Source organism: Methylobacterium oxalidis (assembly GCF_007992195.1).
Classification (GTDB): Bacteria; Pseudomonadota; Alphaproteobacteria; order Rhizobiales; family Beijerinckiaceae; genus Methylobacterium; species Methylobacterium oxalidis.
Map to the genome: position 1 here is coordinate 1 of NZ_BJZU01000130.1, position 15,155 is coordinate 15,155.

Here is a 15,155-nt window from a genome sequence, read left to right on the forward strand (position 1 = left end):
CGGCCTCCGCCTGCTCGCGGATCGCGTCCATGGCGCGGGCCGTGTCGGCGACCGCCCGGAGGCCCGCCTTCGATGTCTGGGCCGTGGCCTGCGCGGAGGCGATGACCTCGCCCGCGCGCTTGCCGATCTGGGCGCCCGAATGGGTGATCTCGTCGACGGTGGCGGCCGTCTCCTGCACGGCGGCGAACTGCTCCTCGACGGAGGCCGCCTGCTCCTGGGCGGAGGCTCGGATCTCGGCCGCCGCCGCGTTGAGGTCGGCGGTGGCCGCGCGGTTGGTGCGGGCGAGGTCGGCGAGCCCCGCCACCATGCCGTTGAGGGTGCGGCCGAGGCGCCCGATCTCGTCGTTGCCGCGCGCGTCGACGGTGTGGGAAAGGTCGCCCGAGCCGACCCGCTCGGCGAAGTCCATCACCTTTTCCAGCGGACGCACGACGGCGCGGCTGATCAGGACGGTCACGAGGATCGAGAGCAGGACGGCGGCCGCGAGCGTCAGGGCGATCGAGATACGGCTGCGCTCGTAGATGTCGCGCACGCCGCGCTGGCCCGCCGCGATGCCCTCGTCGAGGATGTCGCGGGTCCGGTCGATGCCCCGCAGGAAGACGTCCTGGGTGCGGTTCAGGTCGTCGTTGCGGGCCTCGACAGCCTCGATGTTCTTCTCGGCGACGGCGGTGAGCTGCGCCTCGCTGCCGGCGCGCAGCTGCCGGAACGCGGCCCCGGCATCGAGCGCCGACTCGCTCATCCGCTTCCAGACGGCGGAGCGCTCCGGCGAGATCGAGGTGGCGCGGAACTCCTCGGTCGAGCGGGCGAGGCCGGTCAGGACGGCCTCGGTCTCGGCGGCGGCGCGGCGCCAGGCCTGCGTCGGGTCCTCGAGGTCCGAGGCCCGCTTGCCGGTGATCGCCGCGATGACCGCATTGCGGCGCAGGATGCCCATGTCGCGGGCCCGGTTGGCGAGGTCGTCGAGTTTGCGGGCGACCGAGAGGTCGCGGGCGACGATGGCGTCCGTGGTGTCCTTCACTGCACCGATCTGGCCGAGCGCATAGAGCCCGAGCGCGACGAGCACCAGCGTGACGGCGACGAAGCCGAGGAGGATCCGTTTTCCGATCGAGAGCGACACGCGTTCAGGCTCCGAAACCGGCGGCTGTCCGGGCACAGGTCCCGGCCTTCCGCGCTCAGGGCAGGTAGCGCCGCAGCAGGCGCGGCAGGTCGACGAGGGCGAAATCCCCGGCCCCGGTTCCGCCGGGACCGGCGGGGGCATAGCCCGAAACGGCCTCGCTGCCCAAGCCGAGGCCGACAGCGGATGGCTCGCCGGAGGATTCGCCCGGCCGCAGTGCCTCCCCGTCGAGGCGGGCGGTGCCGAGCACCCGGTCGACGGCGAGCGCCACGGGCACGGCGGTGCCGCGCAGGACGACGAGATGGCCGTCCTCGGCGGGCGTGCCGCCGCGGCCGAGCGCCCGGGCGAGATCGAGCACGCTGACGATGCCGCCCGAGAGCGCGACGAGCCCGAGCAGGGCCGGCGGGGCGCCGGGCAGACGGGTGCAGGGGCGGGCGGGCAGCACTTGGGCGACTTCGGCGAGCGGGAGCCCGTAGCGCTCGGCGCCGCAGGCGCAGACGAGGAAGGCGCGCCCGCCCCCCGCGGCGCGGGCCGCCTGGCCGCGTCCGGCCAGCGCCTCCGTCCGCTCCCGGCGCAGGGCGCGGATCCGGCCGGCCTCGTCCGCCCTCGGTCCGTTCGTGCCCACGAGGCCTCCCTCCTGCATGACGCGGTCGCCGCTCAACTAGGCTCTGCCGCCGATGCGGCCCTGCGCGAGCCTCGCGCTCTCGGCGATCTCGCGGGCGGTCGCGCCGTCACTCTCGGGCAGGACCGTGTCCGGCCGAAGCGCTTCGCTCAGCCGGGCCGCGTTGTCGAGGGCCCGGCGCGCCGGACGCGCCCGGCCGAGACCGGCCAGGAGCAGGCCGAGATGGTAGTGCGCCATCACGAAGCCGGGGTCGAGGTAGAGCGCGCCCCGCAGCGCCCGCTCGGCCTCCGCCTCCCGCCCGAGGCTCACGCCGAGCAGGCCCTCATAGAACAGGAGCCGCGGATCCCGCAGGCCAGCCTCCAGGGCCGCGCGGACGCCGCGCCAGGCCACGGCGGTCTCGCCGGCATCGGCGAGTTCCCGGACCCGCGCGAGCACGTCGTCGGGCGTCGCGTCGTCGGGAAGCAGGTCCTCAGGCGCCGGGCTCGCACCGGGCGGCGTCCCGGCCGGCAGGATCCGGCCCTCGGCCCTCGGCTCCTCGGCCGGTTCGTCGGGAATTTGCCGCGGCTCCCGGGATGATGCGGGAGGGATGCTGGACGACTCGGATCGATCATCGGCCGCGGGCACGGTCGTCACGGTGACCTGCGGCGCTTGCCCAGCCTGCGGCGCCTGCCCAGCTTGCGGCGGCGTCTCGGTGCCCAGGGCCGGCGCGGCCTCGTCCAGGCGACGGTAGGCGACGGTACCGGGCAGGCTCACCGGGGTCAGCCAGTCCGCGAATGCCGGGTTCGGCTCGGCGTGGCCGATCAGCAGCCAGCCGCCGGGCCGCAGGCGCCGACCCAGCGCCCGCACGATCCCCGCCACGGTCTCGGCGCTGAAGTAGATCAGCACGTTGCGGCAGAGGATGAGGTCGAACTCCGCGAGATGAGCCGGGGCTGTCCCGTCCAGGAGACCGAGCAGGTTCCGCTGCTCGAAGCGGACCATGCGGCGGAATTCCGGGCGCAGGGCGTAGCCGCCCTCGCGGTTGGTTCCGGGCTCCGGGGACGTGCGCCGGAAGTAGAGGTTGCGCGCCTCGGCCGGCAGGGTTCGCAGCGCCCAGCGCCCGTACTCCGCGGCTCGGGCGGTGGCGAGCGCCGCGACGCTGATGTCGGTGCCGGTGATCGCCACGTGCCAGTCGGGCAGCGCCTCGCCCAGGATCTCGTGAACGAGGATTGCCACCGAGTAGGGCTCCGCGCCCGTCGAGCAGCCCCCGCTCCAGATCTTCAGGCTGCGCTCCGGCTCGCGCGCGGCCACGAGCCCCGGCAGGATGGTGTCGCGAAGGGCGTCGAACTGCTCGGCATAGCGGAAGAAGAATGTCTCGCCGATGGTGATCTCGGCCTCGAGCGCCGCCCATTCACGAGCGCCGTCCTGACCCTGGCCGAGGAGGGCGCGGTAGGCCGTCGCGTCGGCGGCTCCCGTCGCGCGGAAGCGCCGGCAGAGCCGCTCGAACAGCAGGCCGTCCTTGTCGACGTAGTAGTGGTGGCCCGTGCGCGCGACGATCTCGGCCTTCAGCGCCGCGTAGCCGGGATCGGCGAAGGGGTCGCGCCGCTCCGCGCGCCGGGCGGCGGCCTGCTCTCGGGACGGGTCGCGGGCCACGGAGGATCAGGCCGTCGGCAGGTCGGCGAGGCGGGCTCGGGCTGCACGGGCGAGGGCGTCGAGCCGGCCGCTCTCCTCCTGCGTGAGGATGCGCGCGAGGCTGAGGGCGTGAACGAGGCGCCCCCGGACCGTGACCTCCGCCGCGACGCAGCCGTTGAGGGTCTGGCCCGGCTCGACGGGACGGACCGCCTCGGGCGGAACGCTCACGAGATCGCTCGCCCGGTCGACGAGGAGGGCGCGCGCGCCCTCCGCCACCAGGACGAGATGCGCGTAGGGGCCCGGCTCGGACCGCCCGGCCCGCAGGCTGAACAGCCGCGCGAGGTCGATGACCGGAACCGGCGCGCCGCCGAGATTGAGGAAGCCGGCGAGCCAGGAGCCGCCGGTCGGCGGCTGGAACAGGTCGGGCAGCGGCAGCACCTCGCGCACCGCCTCGCGGGGGAGGGCGCAGGTCTGCCCGGCGACGTCGAGGAGGAGGTAGGCCGCGGCCCGGGAGGGGGCCGTCTCGGGCAGCGCCACGGGCGGGCTCACGTTCAGCAGGAGTTGCGATGCGGGATACGCGGAACGCACCCCATAGGGCGCGCCCCGAGACCCTGCAACGCACGAACGCGGGATTCGGTGCGCGCGCCGTTGACCCTGCCGGCCCCCTCCGCTATGAGACCCGACACTTTTACGCGACTCGCCCGCGCGGCGGGTCGGACAGGGCCGAGACGTCACCCCGATGCGTCACATCCTTATCGTAACGGAAGCGCCACTGACGGGGCGGCCCTGAAGCCAGGGCCGCGATCCGGGCGGTGGCGCATGCAGGGTCCCGATCGGGGCCCTTTTTTGTTGCCTGCGTCCGGGTCGAAGCGCGACGGAGTTCGAGAACGGGTTCAAGGAGGAAGACGATGAGCGGCGAGGTCATGACCGGGGCCGAAATGGTCATCCGGGCGTTCCGGGATCAGGGTGTCGATACGCTGTTCGGGTATCCGGGCGGCGCGGTGCTGCCGATCTACGACGCGCTCTTCCATCAGGACGCGATCCAGCACGTGCTCGTGCGCCACGAGCAGGGCGCCGTCCACGCGGCGGAAGGCTACGCCCGCTCCTCCGGCAAGGTCGGCTGCGTCCTCGTCACATCGGGCCCCGGCGCGACCAACATCATCACCGGCCTGACCGACGCGATGATGGACTCGATCCCGCTCGTCTGCATCACGGGGCAGGTTCCGACCCACCTGATCGGCACCGACGCCTTCCAGGAATGCGACACGGTCGGCATCACGCGCCACTGCACGAAGCACAACTACCTCGTCAAATCGATCGACGACCTGCCGCGCATCCTGCACGAGGCGTTCTACGTGGCGAGCCACGGGCGCCCCGGCCCCGTCGTCGTCGACCTGCCGAAGGACATCCAGTTCGCGAGCGGGCTCTACGAGCGCCCGAGCTTCGACGGGCACAAGACCTACCGCCCTGTCGTGAAGGGCGACGCCGACAAGATCCGCGCGGCCATCGAGCTGATGGCCTCGGCGCGCCGGCCGGTCTTCTACACGGGCGGCGGCGTCATCAATTCCGGCCCCGAGGCCTCGCGGCTCCTGCGCGAGCTCGTCGCGGCCACGGGCTTCCCCGTCACCTCGACGCTGATGGGGCTCGGCGCCTTCCCGGCCTCGGACGACAAGTTCCTCGGCATGCTGGGCATGCACGGGACCTACGAGGCCAACCTCGCGATGCACGAGTGCGACGTGATGATCTGCGTCGGAGCCCGCTTCGACGACCGCATCACGGGCCGCCTCGACGCTTTCGCGCCCTTCTCGAAGAAGATCCACATCGACGTCGACGCCTCCTCGATCAACAAGGTCGTCAAGGTCGATGTCGGCATCCTCGGCGATTGCGGCTCGGTGCTCGCCGACATGCTGGAGGCGTGGCGCGGCCTCGCGGCCGACCCCGACAAGGGCCGCCTGGAGGCCTGGTTCGGCAAGATCCGCACGTGGCGGGCGCGCGAGTGCCTCGCCTACTGGCCCTCGGGCACGATCATCAAGCCGCAATACGCGGTGCAGCGCCTCTACGAGGCCTGCAAGGATCGCGAGACCTACATCACGACCGAGGTCGGCCAGCACCAGATGTGGGCGGCCCAGTACTTCAAGTTCGAGGAGCCGAACCGCTGGATGACCTCGGGCGGCCTCGGCACGATGGGCTACGGCCTGCCCGCCGCCATCGGCGTGCAGCTCGCCCACCGGGACGGGCTCGTCATCGACATCGCGGGCGAGGCCTCGATCCTGATGAACATCCAGGAGCTCTCGACCGCGGTGCAGTACCGCCTGCCGGTCAAGATCTTCATCCTCAACAACGAGTACATGGGCATGGTCCGCCAGTGGCAGGAGCTGCTGCACGGCTCGCGCTACTCGCAGAGCTACTCGGAGAGCCTGCCGGACTTCGTGAAGCTCGCCGAGGCCTACGGGGCCAAGGGCATCCGCTGCGAGAAGCCGGGCGACCTCGACGCGGCCATCAAGGAGATGCTCGACTACGACGGGCCGGTCATCTTCGACTGCGTCGTCGACAAGACCGAGAACTGCTTCCCGATGATCCCGTCGGGCAAGGCGCACAACGAGATGCTGCTCTCCGACTACCTCGGCGAGACCGGCGTGGAGCTCGGGGACGTGATCTCCGAGGAAGGCAAGATGCTGGTCTGAGGGACGCGGGGAGGAGCAGGACCATGAACGCGATGAACACGCACTACCCCGAGCCGGTCCGGGTCGAGACCGTCAACCGGCACACGCTCGCCGTGATCGTGGACAACGAGCCGGGCGCGCTCGCCCGGATCTCGGGCATGTTCTCGGGACGGGGCTACAACATCGAGAGCCTGACGGTGTCCGAGACGGAGGAGGCGCGCCACCTCTCCCGCATCACCATCGTGACGACGGGCACCAACGCCGTGATCGAGCAGATCAAGGCGCAGCTCGACCGGCTCGTGCCCGTGCACCGGGTGGTGGACCTCACCCTCCAGGGCAACGCGCTGGAGCGGGAGATCTGCCTCGTGAAGGTGGTGGGCCAGGGCGAGCACCGCAGCGAGGCGCTGCGCCTCGCCGCCGCCTTCGGCGCCAAGACGCTCGACGCGACGCTGAACTCCTTCGTGTTCGAGCTGACTGGCTCGACCGAGGAGATCGACCGCTTCATCCGCCTCATGAGCGTGATCGGCCTCGTCGAGATCTGCCGCACGGGCATCGCCGCGATGGGGCGTGGCGCGGAGCCGTTGTAGGGTCGTTCCTTCACCCAGGATCAGGCATGACCGCCCGCACCCTCTACTACGCCCCCGGCGCCTGCTCGCTCGCCTCGCACATCGCGCTGGAGGAGACCGGCGCGCCCTACGAGACCGTGCGGCTCAACCTGCAGGCCGGCGACCAGCGCGCGCCGGAATACCTCGCGGTCAACGAGCGCGGCCGCGTGCCGGCCCTCTACGAGGACGGCTGGGTGCTAACGGAGAACACGGCACTCCTGCGCCACATCGCCCGCGCGCACCCGGAGGCGAGGCTCTGGCCCGAGGACCTGCGCGACCAGGCGGTGGCCGACGAGTGGCTCGGCTGGCTCTCCACCAACCACCATCCGGCCTTCGCCCATATCCGCCGGGCGGAGCGCTACTCCGCCGACGAGGCGGCCCATCCCGGCATCCGCGACAAGGGCGCCGACACCTTCGGGGACCTCTGCACCATGACGGAGGTGCGCCTCTCGAACGGCGGCTGGGCGGTGGGCGGCCGCTACAGCGTGGTCGATCCCTACCTGCTCCTGTTCTGGACCTGGGGCCGCGGCCCGGCGCTGGGCTTCGACATGGCCGAGCGCTTCCCGGCCTGGACGAAGCACGCGCGCGCCATGGCCGAGCGGCCGGCCGTGCAGCGGGTCTTCGCGCGCGAGGGGCTGCCGCTGCCGGCCTGACGCCGACGCGGGACTGTCGGCCCCTGAGGGCTGCCATGTGGCGATTGCCCCTTTCGTCAAGGGGATCGCCTCGCTAAAAGCGCCGCCATCGCACGGCCGCGCGAACGAGGGCGCCGGAGCGCACTCACCGACACGGAACGAAGGGACAAGCCGCCATGCGGGTCTATTACGATCGCGACGCAGACCTGAACCTGATCAAGGGCAAGAAGGTCGTCATCGTCGGCTACGGCAGCCAGGGCCACGCCCACGCGCTGAACCTGCGCGACTCGGGGTGCAAGGAGATCGTGATCGCGCTCCGCGAGGGCTCCGCCACCGCCAAGAAGGCGGAGGGCGAGGGCTTCCGGGTGATGAACGTCGCCGACGCCGCCAAGTGGGGCGACGTGGTGATGATGCTCACCCCCGACGAGCTGCAGGGCGACATCTACAAGGAGTCCCTCGAGACGAACATGAAGGAGGGCGCCGCGCTCCTGTTCGCCCACGGCCTCAACGTCCACTTCAACCTGATCGAGCCGCGCAAGGACCTTGACGTGCTGATGGTCGCCCCGAAGGGCCCCGGCCACACGGTGCGCGGCGAGTACCTCAAGGGCGGCGGCGTGCCGACCCTCATCGCCATCGCACAGGACGCCTCCGGCAACGCGCACGACCTTGGCCTGTCCTACGCCTCGGCCAACGGCGGCGGCCGCGCGGGCATCATCGAGACGACCTTCAAGGAGGAGTGCGAGACCGACCTCTTCGGCGAGCAGGCCGTGCTCTGCGGCGGCCTCGTCGAGCTGATCAAGGCCGGCTTCGAGACGCTCGTCGAGGCGGGCTACGCCCCCGAGATGGCCTATTTCGAGTGCCTGCACGAGGTGAAGCTGATCGTCGACCTCATCTACGAGGGCGGCATCGCCAACATGAACTACTCGATCTCCAACACCGCCGAGTACGGCGAGTACGTCACCGGCCCGCGCATCGTGACGCCGCAGACCAAGGCCGAGATGAAGCGCGTCCTCGACGACATCCAGTCGGGCAAGTTCACCCGCGACTGGATGCTGGAGAACAAGGTCGGCCAGACCTCCTTCAAGGCCACCCGCGCCAAGCTCGCCGCCCACCCGATCGAGGAGGTCGGCGGGCGGCTGCGCGGCATGATGCCCTGGATCTCCGAGAAGGCGCTGGTCGACAAGTCCCGCAACTGATCTTTATCCGGAGGGCGGGCCGGGCCTCGCTCGGCCCGCGCCGTCGCGCTTCATGAGGCCGGTCCGCAACCCCGCGGGCCGGCCTCTTCTTTCGCGCCGCCGCGGGGCCGATCCGCATCCGGGCCCGTGCGAGGCGCGACCGCTCGGCGTGCGGCGCGGGGACCGTGATGGTCGGCGATCACGCCGCGCCGCGCCGTTGCGGGCCGTGTTCCGGCGGCGCGGCGGGGCCGGCGCGCAGCCCGCGCCCCGGGGAGTTGCGGCCACGCTCGATTTGCGGGACAGATGCGCCCCCGGCGCCCGCCAGAAGGCTGCCGGCGGAGGAGACGCATGGCATCGCTCTATTTCGACGCGCACCGCGCGCTGCAGGAAGAGTTCGGGACGGTGAAGCTCGCCGACCGGCTCGACACCGACTGGGTCCACGAGACGATCCGCGAGGACGAGGCCGCCTTCATCGGCAGCCGCGACATGTTCTTCCTCTCCACCGTCGACCCGGACGGCATGCCCACCGTCTCCTACAAGGGCGGCGCCCCCGGCTTCGTGAAGGTGGTCGGCGAGAGCGCCCTCGTCTTCCCCGGCTTCGACGGCAACGGCATGTTCTACTCGATGGGCAACATCGAGGGACAGGCCAAGGTCGGCCTGCTCTTCATCGACTTCGAGACGCCGCACCGGGTCCGGGTGCAGGGCCACGCGCGGCTCCTGCGCGACGACCCCCTCATGGCCGAGTACACCGAGGCCAAGTACCTCGTGCGCGTCGAGGTGACGAAGATCTGGGTCAACTGCCCGCGCTACATCCACAAGTACCGGAAGCTCGGGCAGAACAAGTACGTGCCCCAGCCCGACCGGGAGACCCCGCTCGCCGCCTGGAAGCGCCTCGACCTCGCCCACGACGTGATCAGCGACGAGGACCGGGCGCGGGTGGCCAGGGAGGGCCGCCTGGAGGTCTCCGAGTACGAGACGCTCGTCGCCCGCGGCGAGGCCTGAGCGGCGCCGCCCGCCCGGATCGGGATCGAGAAACCTGATGGTCGGCGCTCACGCGCCGCCCCGTTTGCGAAGGATGATGCCCGGCGCTCACGGGCGCCGGGCGGGGTGGCGTCTCAGACGGCCCTCAGCGTCGGCCCGCGCCGCACGAAGCCGACGATGTCCTTGACCGCGTCGAGGGTCGGCGCGGCGATCGCCTCCGCCCGTTCGGCGCCGTCCGCCAGGATCGCGTCGATATGGGCGGGGTCGGCCACCAGCTGCTTCATCTCGGCGCTGAGCGGCGCCAGCGACTCGACGGCGAGCTCCACCAGCGCGCCCTTGAAGGCCGAGAACTGCGCCCCGCCGTACTCGGCGAGCACCGCCTCGCGGGTCGAGCCCTGCAGCGCCGCGAAGATGCCGACGAGGTTGTCGGCCTCCGCCCGCCCGGCGAGGCCCGCGGCCTCCGATGGGAGGGGCTCCGGGTCGGTCTTGGCCTTGCGCACCTTCTGGGCGATGGCGTCGGCGTCGTCCGTGAGGTTGATGCGCGAGTAGTCCGAGGGGTCGGACTTCGACATCTTCTTGGTGCCGTCCCGGAGCGACATGACGCGGGCGGCCGGGCCGCCGATCAGCGGCTCGGTGACGGGGAAGAAGCCCTCGCCGTGGCCGTGGGCGAGGATCGACTCCGCGAAGTCGTTGTTGAACTTCTGCGCGATGTCGCGGGTCAGCTCCAGGTGCTGCTTCTGGTCCTCGCCCACCGGCACGTGGGTCGCCCGGTAGGCCAGGATGTCGGCCGCCATCAGGACCGGGTAGTCGTAGAGGCCGACGCTGGCGTTCTCGCGGTCCTTGCCGGCCTTGTCCTTGAACTGCGTCATGCGGTTGAGCCAGCCGAGGCGGGCGACGCAGTTGAAGATCCAGGCGAGCTCGGCGTGCTGCGGCACCTGGCTCTGGTTGAAGACGATGGAGCGCCTCGGGTCGATGCCGGCCGCGATGAAGGCCGCCGTCACCTCGCGGATCTGGGTGCGCAGCTCGGCCGGGTTCTGCCACAGCGTGATCGCGTGGAGATCGACGACGCAGTAGAGGCACTCCGCCCGCTCCTGCATCTCCACGAAGCGCTTGATGGCGCCGAGATAGTTTCCGAGATGCAGGTTTCCGGTGGGCTGGACGCCCGAGAACACCAGTTCCTTGAACGCGGCCATCGCCCCCGTCTCTCCCGACGACTTGCCTGATCTGATGATGGCCCGACTGGGCGGTCCCGCGCCGGAGCGGCCCTTCCGCGCAGGCGCGGGTTCTGGACCGGCGGCCGGGGCCGGTCAAGGGAGCGCCGTGACCCTCACGGGGATGCGCACCGGGCTTGGCCGGTCGGGCAGAGATCGAGGAGGACGCAGGCGCCGCAGGCCGGGCTGCGGTGGTGGCAGACCTGCTGGCCGTGCAGCATCAGGACCTCGTGGTTGTCGTAGAGGTCCTGTGCGCTCCAGTCGGCGGGCAGCTGCGCCCGCAGGACCGGGTGGGCGGGGCCGACGTCGATGCGCGGCCCCACGAGGCCGAGGCGCTGGGCCACCCGGTGGTGGTGGCTGTCGACCGGCAGCGCCGGCATCCGCAGGACCGAGAAGGAGAGCACCGCCGCACTGGTCTTCGGGCCGATGCCGGGAATCGCCTCGAGCCAGGCGCGGGCGGCCTCGACCGTCATGTCCCTCAGGAAGCCGAGGTCGAGGGCGCCCCGCCGCTCGGCGACCGCCCGCAGCACGGCCTGGATGCGCGGCGCCTTCAGCTCCGGCCAGGTGACGCCGGCGATCGTCGCCTCGATCTCGGCCGTGTCCGCGTCGAGCACCTGCCGCCAGTCCGGGTAGCGCGCCCGCAGCGCCTTGAAGGCGCGGCCCGAATCGGCGTTGCGGGTCCGGTGCGAGAGGAGCGAGGAGACGAGCTCGCTCAGGGGGTCGAGGCTGTGGAAGTAGGGGATCGGGCAGCCGTAGACCGGGCAGAGCCGCCGGTGGATCTCGAGCGCCCGCGCCGCGAGGTCGGGATCGGCCGGCGGCGTGTCGGGGCGGGCTCGGCGGGGGCGCGGGGCGGGTCGCTCATGTCCGGGTTCGATCGGCATGAGGCGCGAATCCGCGAGGCGGGGCGCGGGTTCCGGACAGGGGCCGGATCAGAACGCCGCTAGAGGCTCTGGCGAACCGCGATCCCGGCATTGCTCTCCGAATCTGCGGAGGGCAGGTTGGCCGCCGCGAGTTCGGGCGCCAGGTCCCCGATGACGGCGACGAGCGCGTCGAGGGTCGGTGCCTCGGCATGGAGGCCGGGCACTTCGGATTCGTGCACGTACCAGACGCGCTCGTCGGGATGGTGGCGGACGGTGACGGTCAGCGTCATGGCTGTTCCAGGGGGCCGGCGACGGAGCGGCTGGATGAGGCCCGTCGCCGCTGCCGAAATCAATGGTTTCGCGGCGGCCTATCCCGGTGGCGCCTGCAGCGGCGCCGGAGTGTCCGGCGCGCGGGAGCCGGCGCCCCTCACTTCACCAGGGCGTAGATGTTGACGTCGAGCTTCTCGTCGGCGCGGTCGTTGAGGTCCGTGACGTACTCCTCGATGAAGCGGTCCTGCACCACGATGTCCTTGGCGTCGAGGTAGGCGGTCAGGGTCTCGTAGGTGCCGTCGATCTCGTCGTAGGAGCCCTTGTGCGGGAAGCGCAGGGCCTTGCCGCTCGGCGTGGTGCCGAAGCGGATCCCGTCGCCCTCCGGCGGCTTGCCCGCCGGCATCTCGGCCACCGGCACCATCGCCTCGTACTGGAAGCCGTCGTCGTCCGTCTTGGCGAAGACCGCGATCGGGCGGCCGGTGGGCGCGACGCCGAGCTTGGCGAGCTCGGCCTCGATGCGGGCGAAGGCCGCCTTGAGGCTCGGCACCGCCTCCTCCCACTTCGCCTTGCCGGTGAGGATCGCGGCGGGCTTCGGGGGCAGGGAGACCTCGTCGACGTCGTTGGCGTCGCCGGGCGTCTCGACGAGGGTTTTGCGCGCGGCCGGGGCGGCGGCCGGCGCCGGCGAACCGACCGGCGGGGTGAGCGCCTTCTCGGGCTGGGGCGCCGTCGTCCGGTTGGGGTCGGGCTTGCCGGTGTCGGGGGTCGTGGTGGTCGGCAGCGGGTTCGTCACCGCGGGCGGCGGCGCGGTCGAGGCGGGCGGCGGGGGCGCCTCCTGAGGGCGGTCGGGGGCGCGGTCCTGGGCGCGGTCCTGGGCGAGGACCGGGCCGGCGGCAAGGAAGACGGGTCCGACGACGGGTCCGACGAGGAGTCCGGCGAGCAGCAGGCAACGATAGCGGGACACGGTGTCGCTCCGGCAGGGACGAGGCCGGCGCCGAATCGGGCACCCGGCCGTGAGGGCCACGGTAAGGTAGGGCTTCGGCAAGGTGGTGACGATCCGGCCGCCCCGCGAGGGCCCGGGCGGCCCGCGGCGGGGCAGCCCGGCGCCGGGCGGGCTCGCGCCCGGGTCCGCTCTTTGCCATATAGCGGTCGGAAGGCCCGGGAGGGGCCGCCAGCCGCCGGACAGCATGAGCGCACTCGCCCACAGACGATTCCTGAAGATGCACGGCGCGGGCAACGCGATTCTGGTGCTCGACCTGCGCGGCACCGGCCACCGCGTCGCCGCCGGGGAGGCGCGGGCGATCGCGGGCGATCCGCACTCGCGCTTCGACCAGCTCATGGTCGTGCACGATCCCGCGAGCCCCGGCACCGACGCCTTCCTGCGGATCTACAACACCGACGGCTCGGAATCGGGCGCCTGCGGCAACGGCACCCGCTGCGTCGCCTACGCCATGCTCGACGACCCCGCCATGGCGCGGCCCGCCGAGAGCGGCCGGCTGACGCTGGAGACGCGGTCCGGGCTCGTGGAGGTGAAGCGGGTGGCCGACCGCTCCTTCACCGTCGACATGGGCCAGCCGCGCCTCGCCTGGGACGAGATCCCGCTGCGCGACCCCTTCCCCGACACGCGCCGCATCGAGCTGCAGATCGGGCCGATCGACGATCCGATCCTGCACTCGCCCGCCGCCGTCAGCATGGGCAACCCGCACGCGATCTTCTTCGTCGACCGCGACCCGGACGGGTTCGACCTCGCCCGGATCGGGCCGATGCTGGAGAACCACCCGATCTTCCCGGAGCGGGCGAACATCTCGGTCGCCCAGGTGACGGGGCGCGAGGCGATCAAGCTCCGGGTCTGGGAGCGGGGCGCCGGCCTGACGCTCGCCTGCGGCACCGCCGCCTGCGCCACCGTGGTGGCGGCCTCGCGCCTGCGCATGATCGGGCGGGGCGCCACCGTCAGCCTGCCGGGCGGCGACCTCGCGATCGAGTGGCGGGCCGACGACCACGTCCTGATGACGGGCCCGGTCTTCCTGGAGGGGGAGGGCACCCTCGCGCCGGAGCTGTTCGAGCCCGCGCCCCCATGAGCGTCGGGACGCGGACCTTCCCATGAGCGCCGGGACGCGGACTCTGCCATGAGCGTCGGGACGCTGACTTGGCCATGAGCGTCGAGACGCTGACCTTCGGCTGCCGGCTGAACATCGTCGAGTCGGAGGTGATGCGCGAGGCCGCCGCAGCCGGGGCGCGGGAGCGCGTCGTCGTGAACACCTGCGCGGTCACGGCCGAGGCCGGGCGGCAGGCCCGCAAGGCGATCCGCCGCCTCGCCCGGGAGCGCCCCGGGGCCGAGATCGTGGTGACGGGCTGCGGCGCCGAGGTCGAGACCGGCCTCTACGCCGCGATGCCGGAAGTGGCCCGCCTCGTCGGCAACGCCGACAAGCTCTCGGCCCGCGCCTGGCGGGAGCCGTCCCCGCCAGGCGCCGTGATGGAGGCGCGAACCCTCGCGCCGACCGCGATCACCGGGGTCGCCGGGCACACCCGCGCCTTCGTGCCGGTGCAGAACGGCTGCGACCACGCCTGCACCTTCTGCGTCATACCGTCCGGCCGCGGGCGCTCGCGCTCGGTGCCGGCGGCGGCCGTGGTGGAGCAGGTCGCCCGCATCGTGGAGCATGGCGGGCGGGAGGTGGTGCTGACCGGGGTCGACCTCACCGCCTACGGGCGCGACCTTGCGGGCAGCGGCGGCCTCGGCCGGCTCGTCCGGGCGATCCTCGCCGGCGTGCCCGGCCTCGCGCGGCTGCGCCTCTCCTCGATCGACTCGATCGAGGCGGATGCCGAGCTCGTGGCGGCCTTCGCCGAGGAGGCGCGGCTGATGCCGCATCTCCACCTCTCGCTGCAGGCGGGCGACGACCTCATCCTGAAGCGGATGCGCCGCCGCCACGCCCGCGCCGACGCGATCCGCTTCTGCGCGGAGATCCGCCGTCTGCGCCCCGGCACGGTCTTCGGCGCGGACCTGATCGCGGGCTTCCCCACCGAGACCGAGGCGCAGTTCGCCATGAGCCTCGACCTCGTCGAGGCGTGCGGGCTGACGCACCTGCACGTCTTCCCCTACTCGCCCCGTCCCGGCACCCCCGCCGCCCGGATGCCGGCGGTCGATCCGGGCCTCGTGCGCGAGCGCGCCGCGCGGCTGCGCGCGGCGGGCGCTGCGGCGCTCGCGCGCCATCTCGACGCGGAGGTGGGCCAGACCCGCCGGGTTCTGGCCGAGCGCGGCGGCAGCGGCCGCACGGAGGCCTTCACCCCGGTGCGCCTCGCCGCCGAGCCCGGCGAGATCCGCGACGTGCGCATCGCGGGTCACGACGGGCGCGCGCTGATCGCGGAGGCGCCCGACCTCTCCCGACCGGGAGAGGTCGAGCCCGCGTGAGGCGTCCACCTCTCCCG

The 15,155-nt window shown here is 72.4% G+C and carries 15 protein-coding genes; 7 read left to right on the plus strand and 8 right to left on the minus strand.

Annotated elements, in window-relative coordinates:
• The 4 genes from MOX02_RS24555 to MOX02_RS24570 form a co-directional block, all read right to left on the minus strand.
• Window positions 1-1,111, minus strand: a 1,111-nt coding sequence (locus MOX02_RS24555) for a HAMP domain-containing protein (protein ID WP_147028454.1), incomplete at its 3' end; no start/stop codon positions are given.
• Window positions 1,112-1,166: 55 nt separating this feature from the next.
• Window positions 1,167-1,733: a chemotaxis protein CheW gene (locus MOX02_RS24560; protein WP_238179870.1), complete on the minus strand. Its 567-nt coding sequence runs from the start codon at window positions 1,731-1,733 to the stop codon at window positions 1,167-1,169.
• A gap of 36 nt (window positions 1,734-1,769) precedes the next feature.
• Entirely contained in the window at window positions 1,770-3,359 is a 1,590-nt protein-coding gene (locus tag MOX02_RS24565; RefSeq protein WP_147028456.1) for a CheR family methyltransferase, read from the minus strand.
• Between the two features lie 6 nt (window positions 3,360-3,365).
• A complete protein-coding gene (locus tag MOX02_RS24570; RefSeq protein ID WP_238179871.1) occupies window positions 3,366-3,875 on the minus strand; it encodes a chemotaxis protein CheW in 510 nt (169 codons plus the stop codon).
• Window positions 3,876-4,246: 371 nt separating this feature from the next.
• Between MOX02_RS24570 and MOX02_RS24575 the strand changes: the two genes are divergently transcribed.
• The 5 genes from MOX02_RS24575 (at window position 4,247) to MOX02_RS24595 (ending at window position 9,415) form a co-directional block, all read left to right on the plus strand.
• Entirely contained in the window at window positions 4,247-6,022 is a 1,776-nt protein-coding gene (locus MOX02_RS24575) for an acetolactate synthase 3 large subunit (protein WP_147028457.1), read from the plus strand.
• 23 nt (window positions 6,023-6,045) lie between these two features.
• Window positions 6,046-6,588 carry an acetolactate synthase small subunit gene (ilvN, locus tag MOX02_RS24580; RefSeq protein WP_147028458.1) on the plus strand — a complete coding sequence of 181 codons (543 nt, stop codon included), beginning with the start codon at window positions 6,046-6,048 and terminating at the stop codon, window positions 6,586-6,588.
• Window positions 6,589-6,614: 26 nt separating this feature from the next.
• A complete protein-coding gene (locus MOX02_RS24585; protein WP_147028459.1) occupies window positions 6,615-7,259 on the plus strand; it encodes a glutathione S-transferase family protein in 645 nt (214 codons plus the stop codon).
• A 155-nt stretch (window positions 7,260-7,414) separates the two neighbouring features.
• Window positions 7,415-8,434 carry a ketol-acid reductoisomerase gene (ilvC, locus tag MOX02_RS24590; protein ID WP_147028460.1) on the plus strand — a complete coding sequence of 340 codons (1,020 nt, stop codon included), beginning with the start codon at window positions 7,415-7,417 and terminating at the stop codon, window positions 8,432-8,434.
• Between the two features lie 327 nt (window positions 8,435-8,761).
• Window positions 8,762-9,415, plus strand: a complete 654-nt coding sequence (locus tag MOX02_RS24595; RefSeq protein ID WP_147028461.1) for a pyridoxamine 5'-phosphate oxidase family protein — start codon at window positions 8,762-8,764, stop codon at window positions 9,413-9,415.
• Window positions 9,416-9,528: 113 nt separating this feature from the next.
• Here the strand turns inward: MOX02_RS24595 and trpS are convergent, their stop codons facing one another.
• The 4 genes from trpS to MOX02_RS24615 form a co-directional block, all read right to left on the minus strand.
• Window positions 9,529-10,587 (minus strand): tryptophan--tRNA ligase, encoded by a 1,059-nt coding sequence (gene trpS, locus MOX02_RS24600; protein ID WP_147028462.1) that lies wholly within the window; start codon window positions 10,585-10,587, stop codon window positions 9,529-9,531.
• A gap of 134 nt (window positions 10,588-10,721) precedes the next feature.
• On the minus strand, window positions 10,722-11,486 hold the full coding sequence (locus MOX02_RS24605; RefSeq protein ID WP_147028463.1) for an endonuclease III domain-containing protein: 765 nt from the start codon (window positions 11,484-11,486) through the stop codon (window positions 10,722-10,724).
• A 59-nt stretch (window positions 11,487-11,545) separates the two neighbouring features.
• Window positions 11,546-11,755 carry a DUF1902 domain-containing protein gene (locus tag MOX02_RS24610; protein ID WP_147028464.1) on the minus strand — a complete coding sequence of 70 codons (210 nt, stop codon included), beginning with the start codon at window positions 11,753-11,755 and terminating at the stop codon, window positions 11,546-11,548.
• 137 nt (window positions 11,756-11,892) lie between these two features.
• Complete coding sequence (locus MOX02_RS24615) at window positions 11,893-12,696, minus strand: GyrI-like domain-containing protein (protein WP_238179872.1); 804 nt, start codon at window positions 12,694-12,696, stop codon at window positions 11,893-11,895.
• Window positions 12,697-12,919: 223 nt separating this feature from the next.
• Between MOX02_RS24615 and dapF the strand changes: the two genes are divergently transcribed.
• Both dapF and mtaB read left to right on the plus strand, forming a co-directional pair.
• The gene (dapF, locus tag MOX02_RS24620; RefSeq protein ID WP_147028466.1) at window positions 12,920-13,810 is read left to right on the plus strand and encodes a diaminopimelate epimerase; all 891 of its coding nucleotides are present in this window, start codon (window positions 12,920-12,922) and stop codon (window positions 13,808-13,810) included.
• 74 nt (window positions 13,811-13,884) lie between these two features.
• Window positions 13,885-15,138, plus strand: a complete 1,254-nt coding sequence (gene mtaB / locus MOX02_RS24625) for a tRNA (N(6)-L-threonylcarbamoyladenosine(37)-C(2))-methylthiotransferase MtaB (protein WP_147028467.1) — start codon at window positions 13,885-13,887, stop codon at window positions 15,136-15,138.
• Window positions 15,139-15,155 lie beyond the last annotated feature (17 nt).

Coding starts and splice junctions, on each gene's coding strand:
- ilvN (WP_147028458.1), top strand. CDS start 6,046: ATGAACGCGATGAACACGCACTACCCCGAGCCGGTCCGGGTCGAGACC.
- trpS (WP_147028462.1), bottom strand. CDS start 10,587: ATGGCCGCGTTCAAGGAACTGGTGTTCTCGGGCGTCCAGCCCACCGGA.
- MOX02_RS24610 (WP_147028464.1), bottom strand. CDS start 11,755: ATGACGCTGACCGTCACCGTCCGCCACCATCCCGACGAGCGCGTCTGG.
- ilvC (WP_147028460.1), top strand. CDS start 7,415: ATGCGGGTCTATTACGATCGCGACGCAGACCTGAACCTGATCAAGGGC.
- MOX02_RS24575 (WP_147028457.1), top strand. CDS start 4,247: ATGAGCGGCGAGGTCATGACCGGGGCCGAAATGGTCATCCGGGCGTTC.
- mtaB (WP_147028467.1), top strand. CDS start 13,885: ATGAGCGTCGAGACGCTGACCTTCGGCTGCCGGCTGAACATCGTCGAG.
- MOX02_RS24585 (WP_147028459.1), top strand. CDS start 6,615: ATGACCGCCCGCACCCTCTACTACGCCCCCGGCGCCTGCTCGCTCGCC.
- dapF (WP_147028466.1), top strand. CDS start 12,920: ATGAGCGCACTCGCCCACAGACGATTCCTGAAGATGCACGGCGCGGGC.
- MOX02_RS24595 (WP_147028461.1), top strand. CDS start 8,762: ATGGCATCGCTCTATTTCGACGCGCACCGCGCGCTGCAGGAAGAGTTC.
- MOX02_RS24605 (WP_147028463.1), bottom strand. CDS start 11,486: ATGCCGATCGAACCCGGACATGAGCGACCCGCCCCGCGCCCCCGCCGA.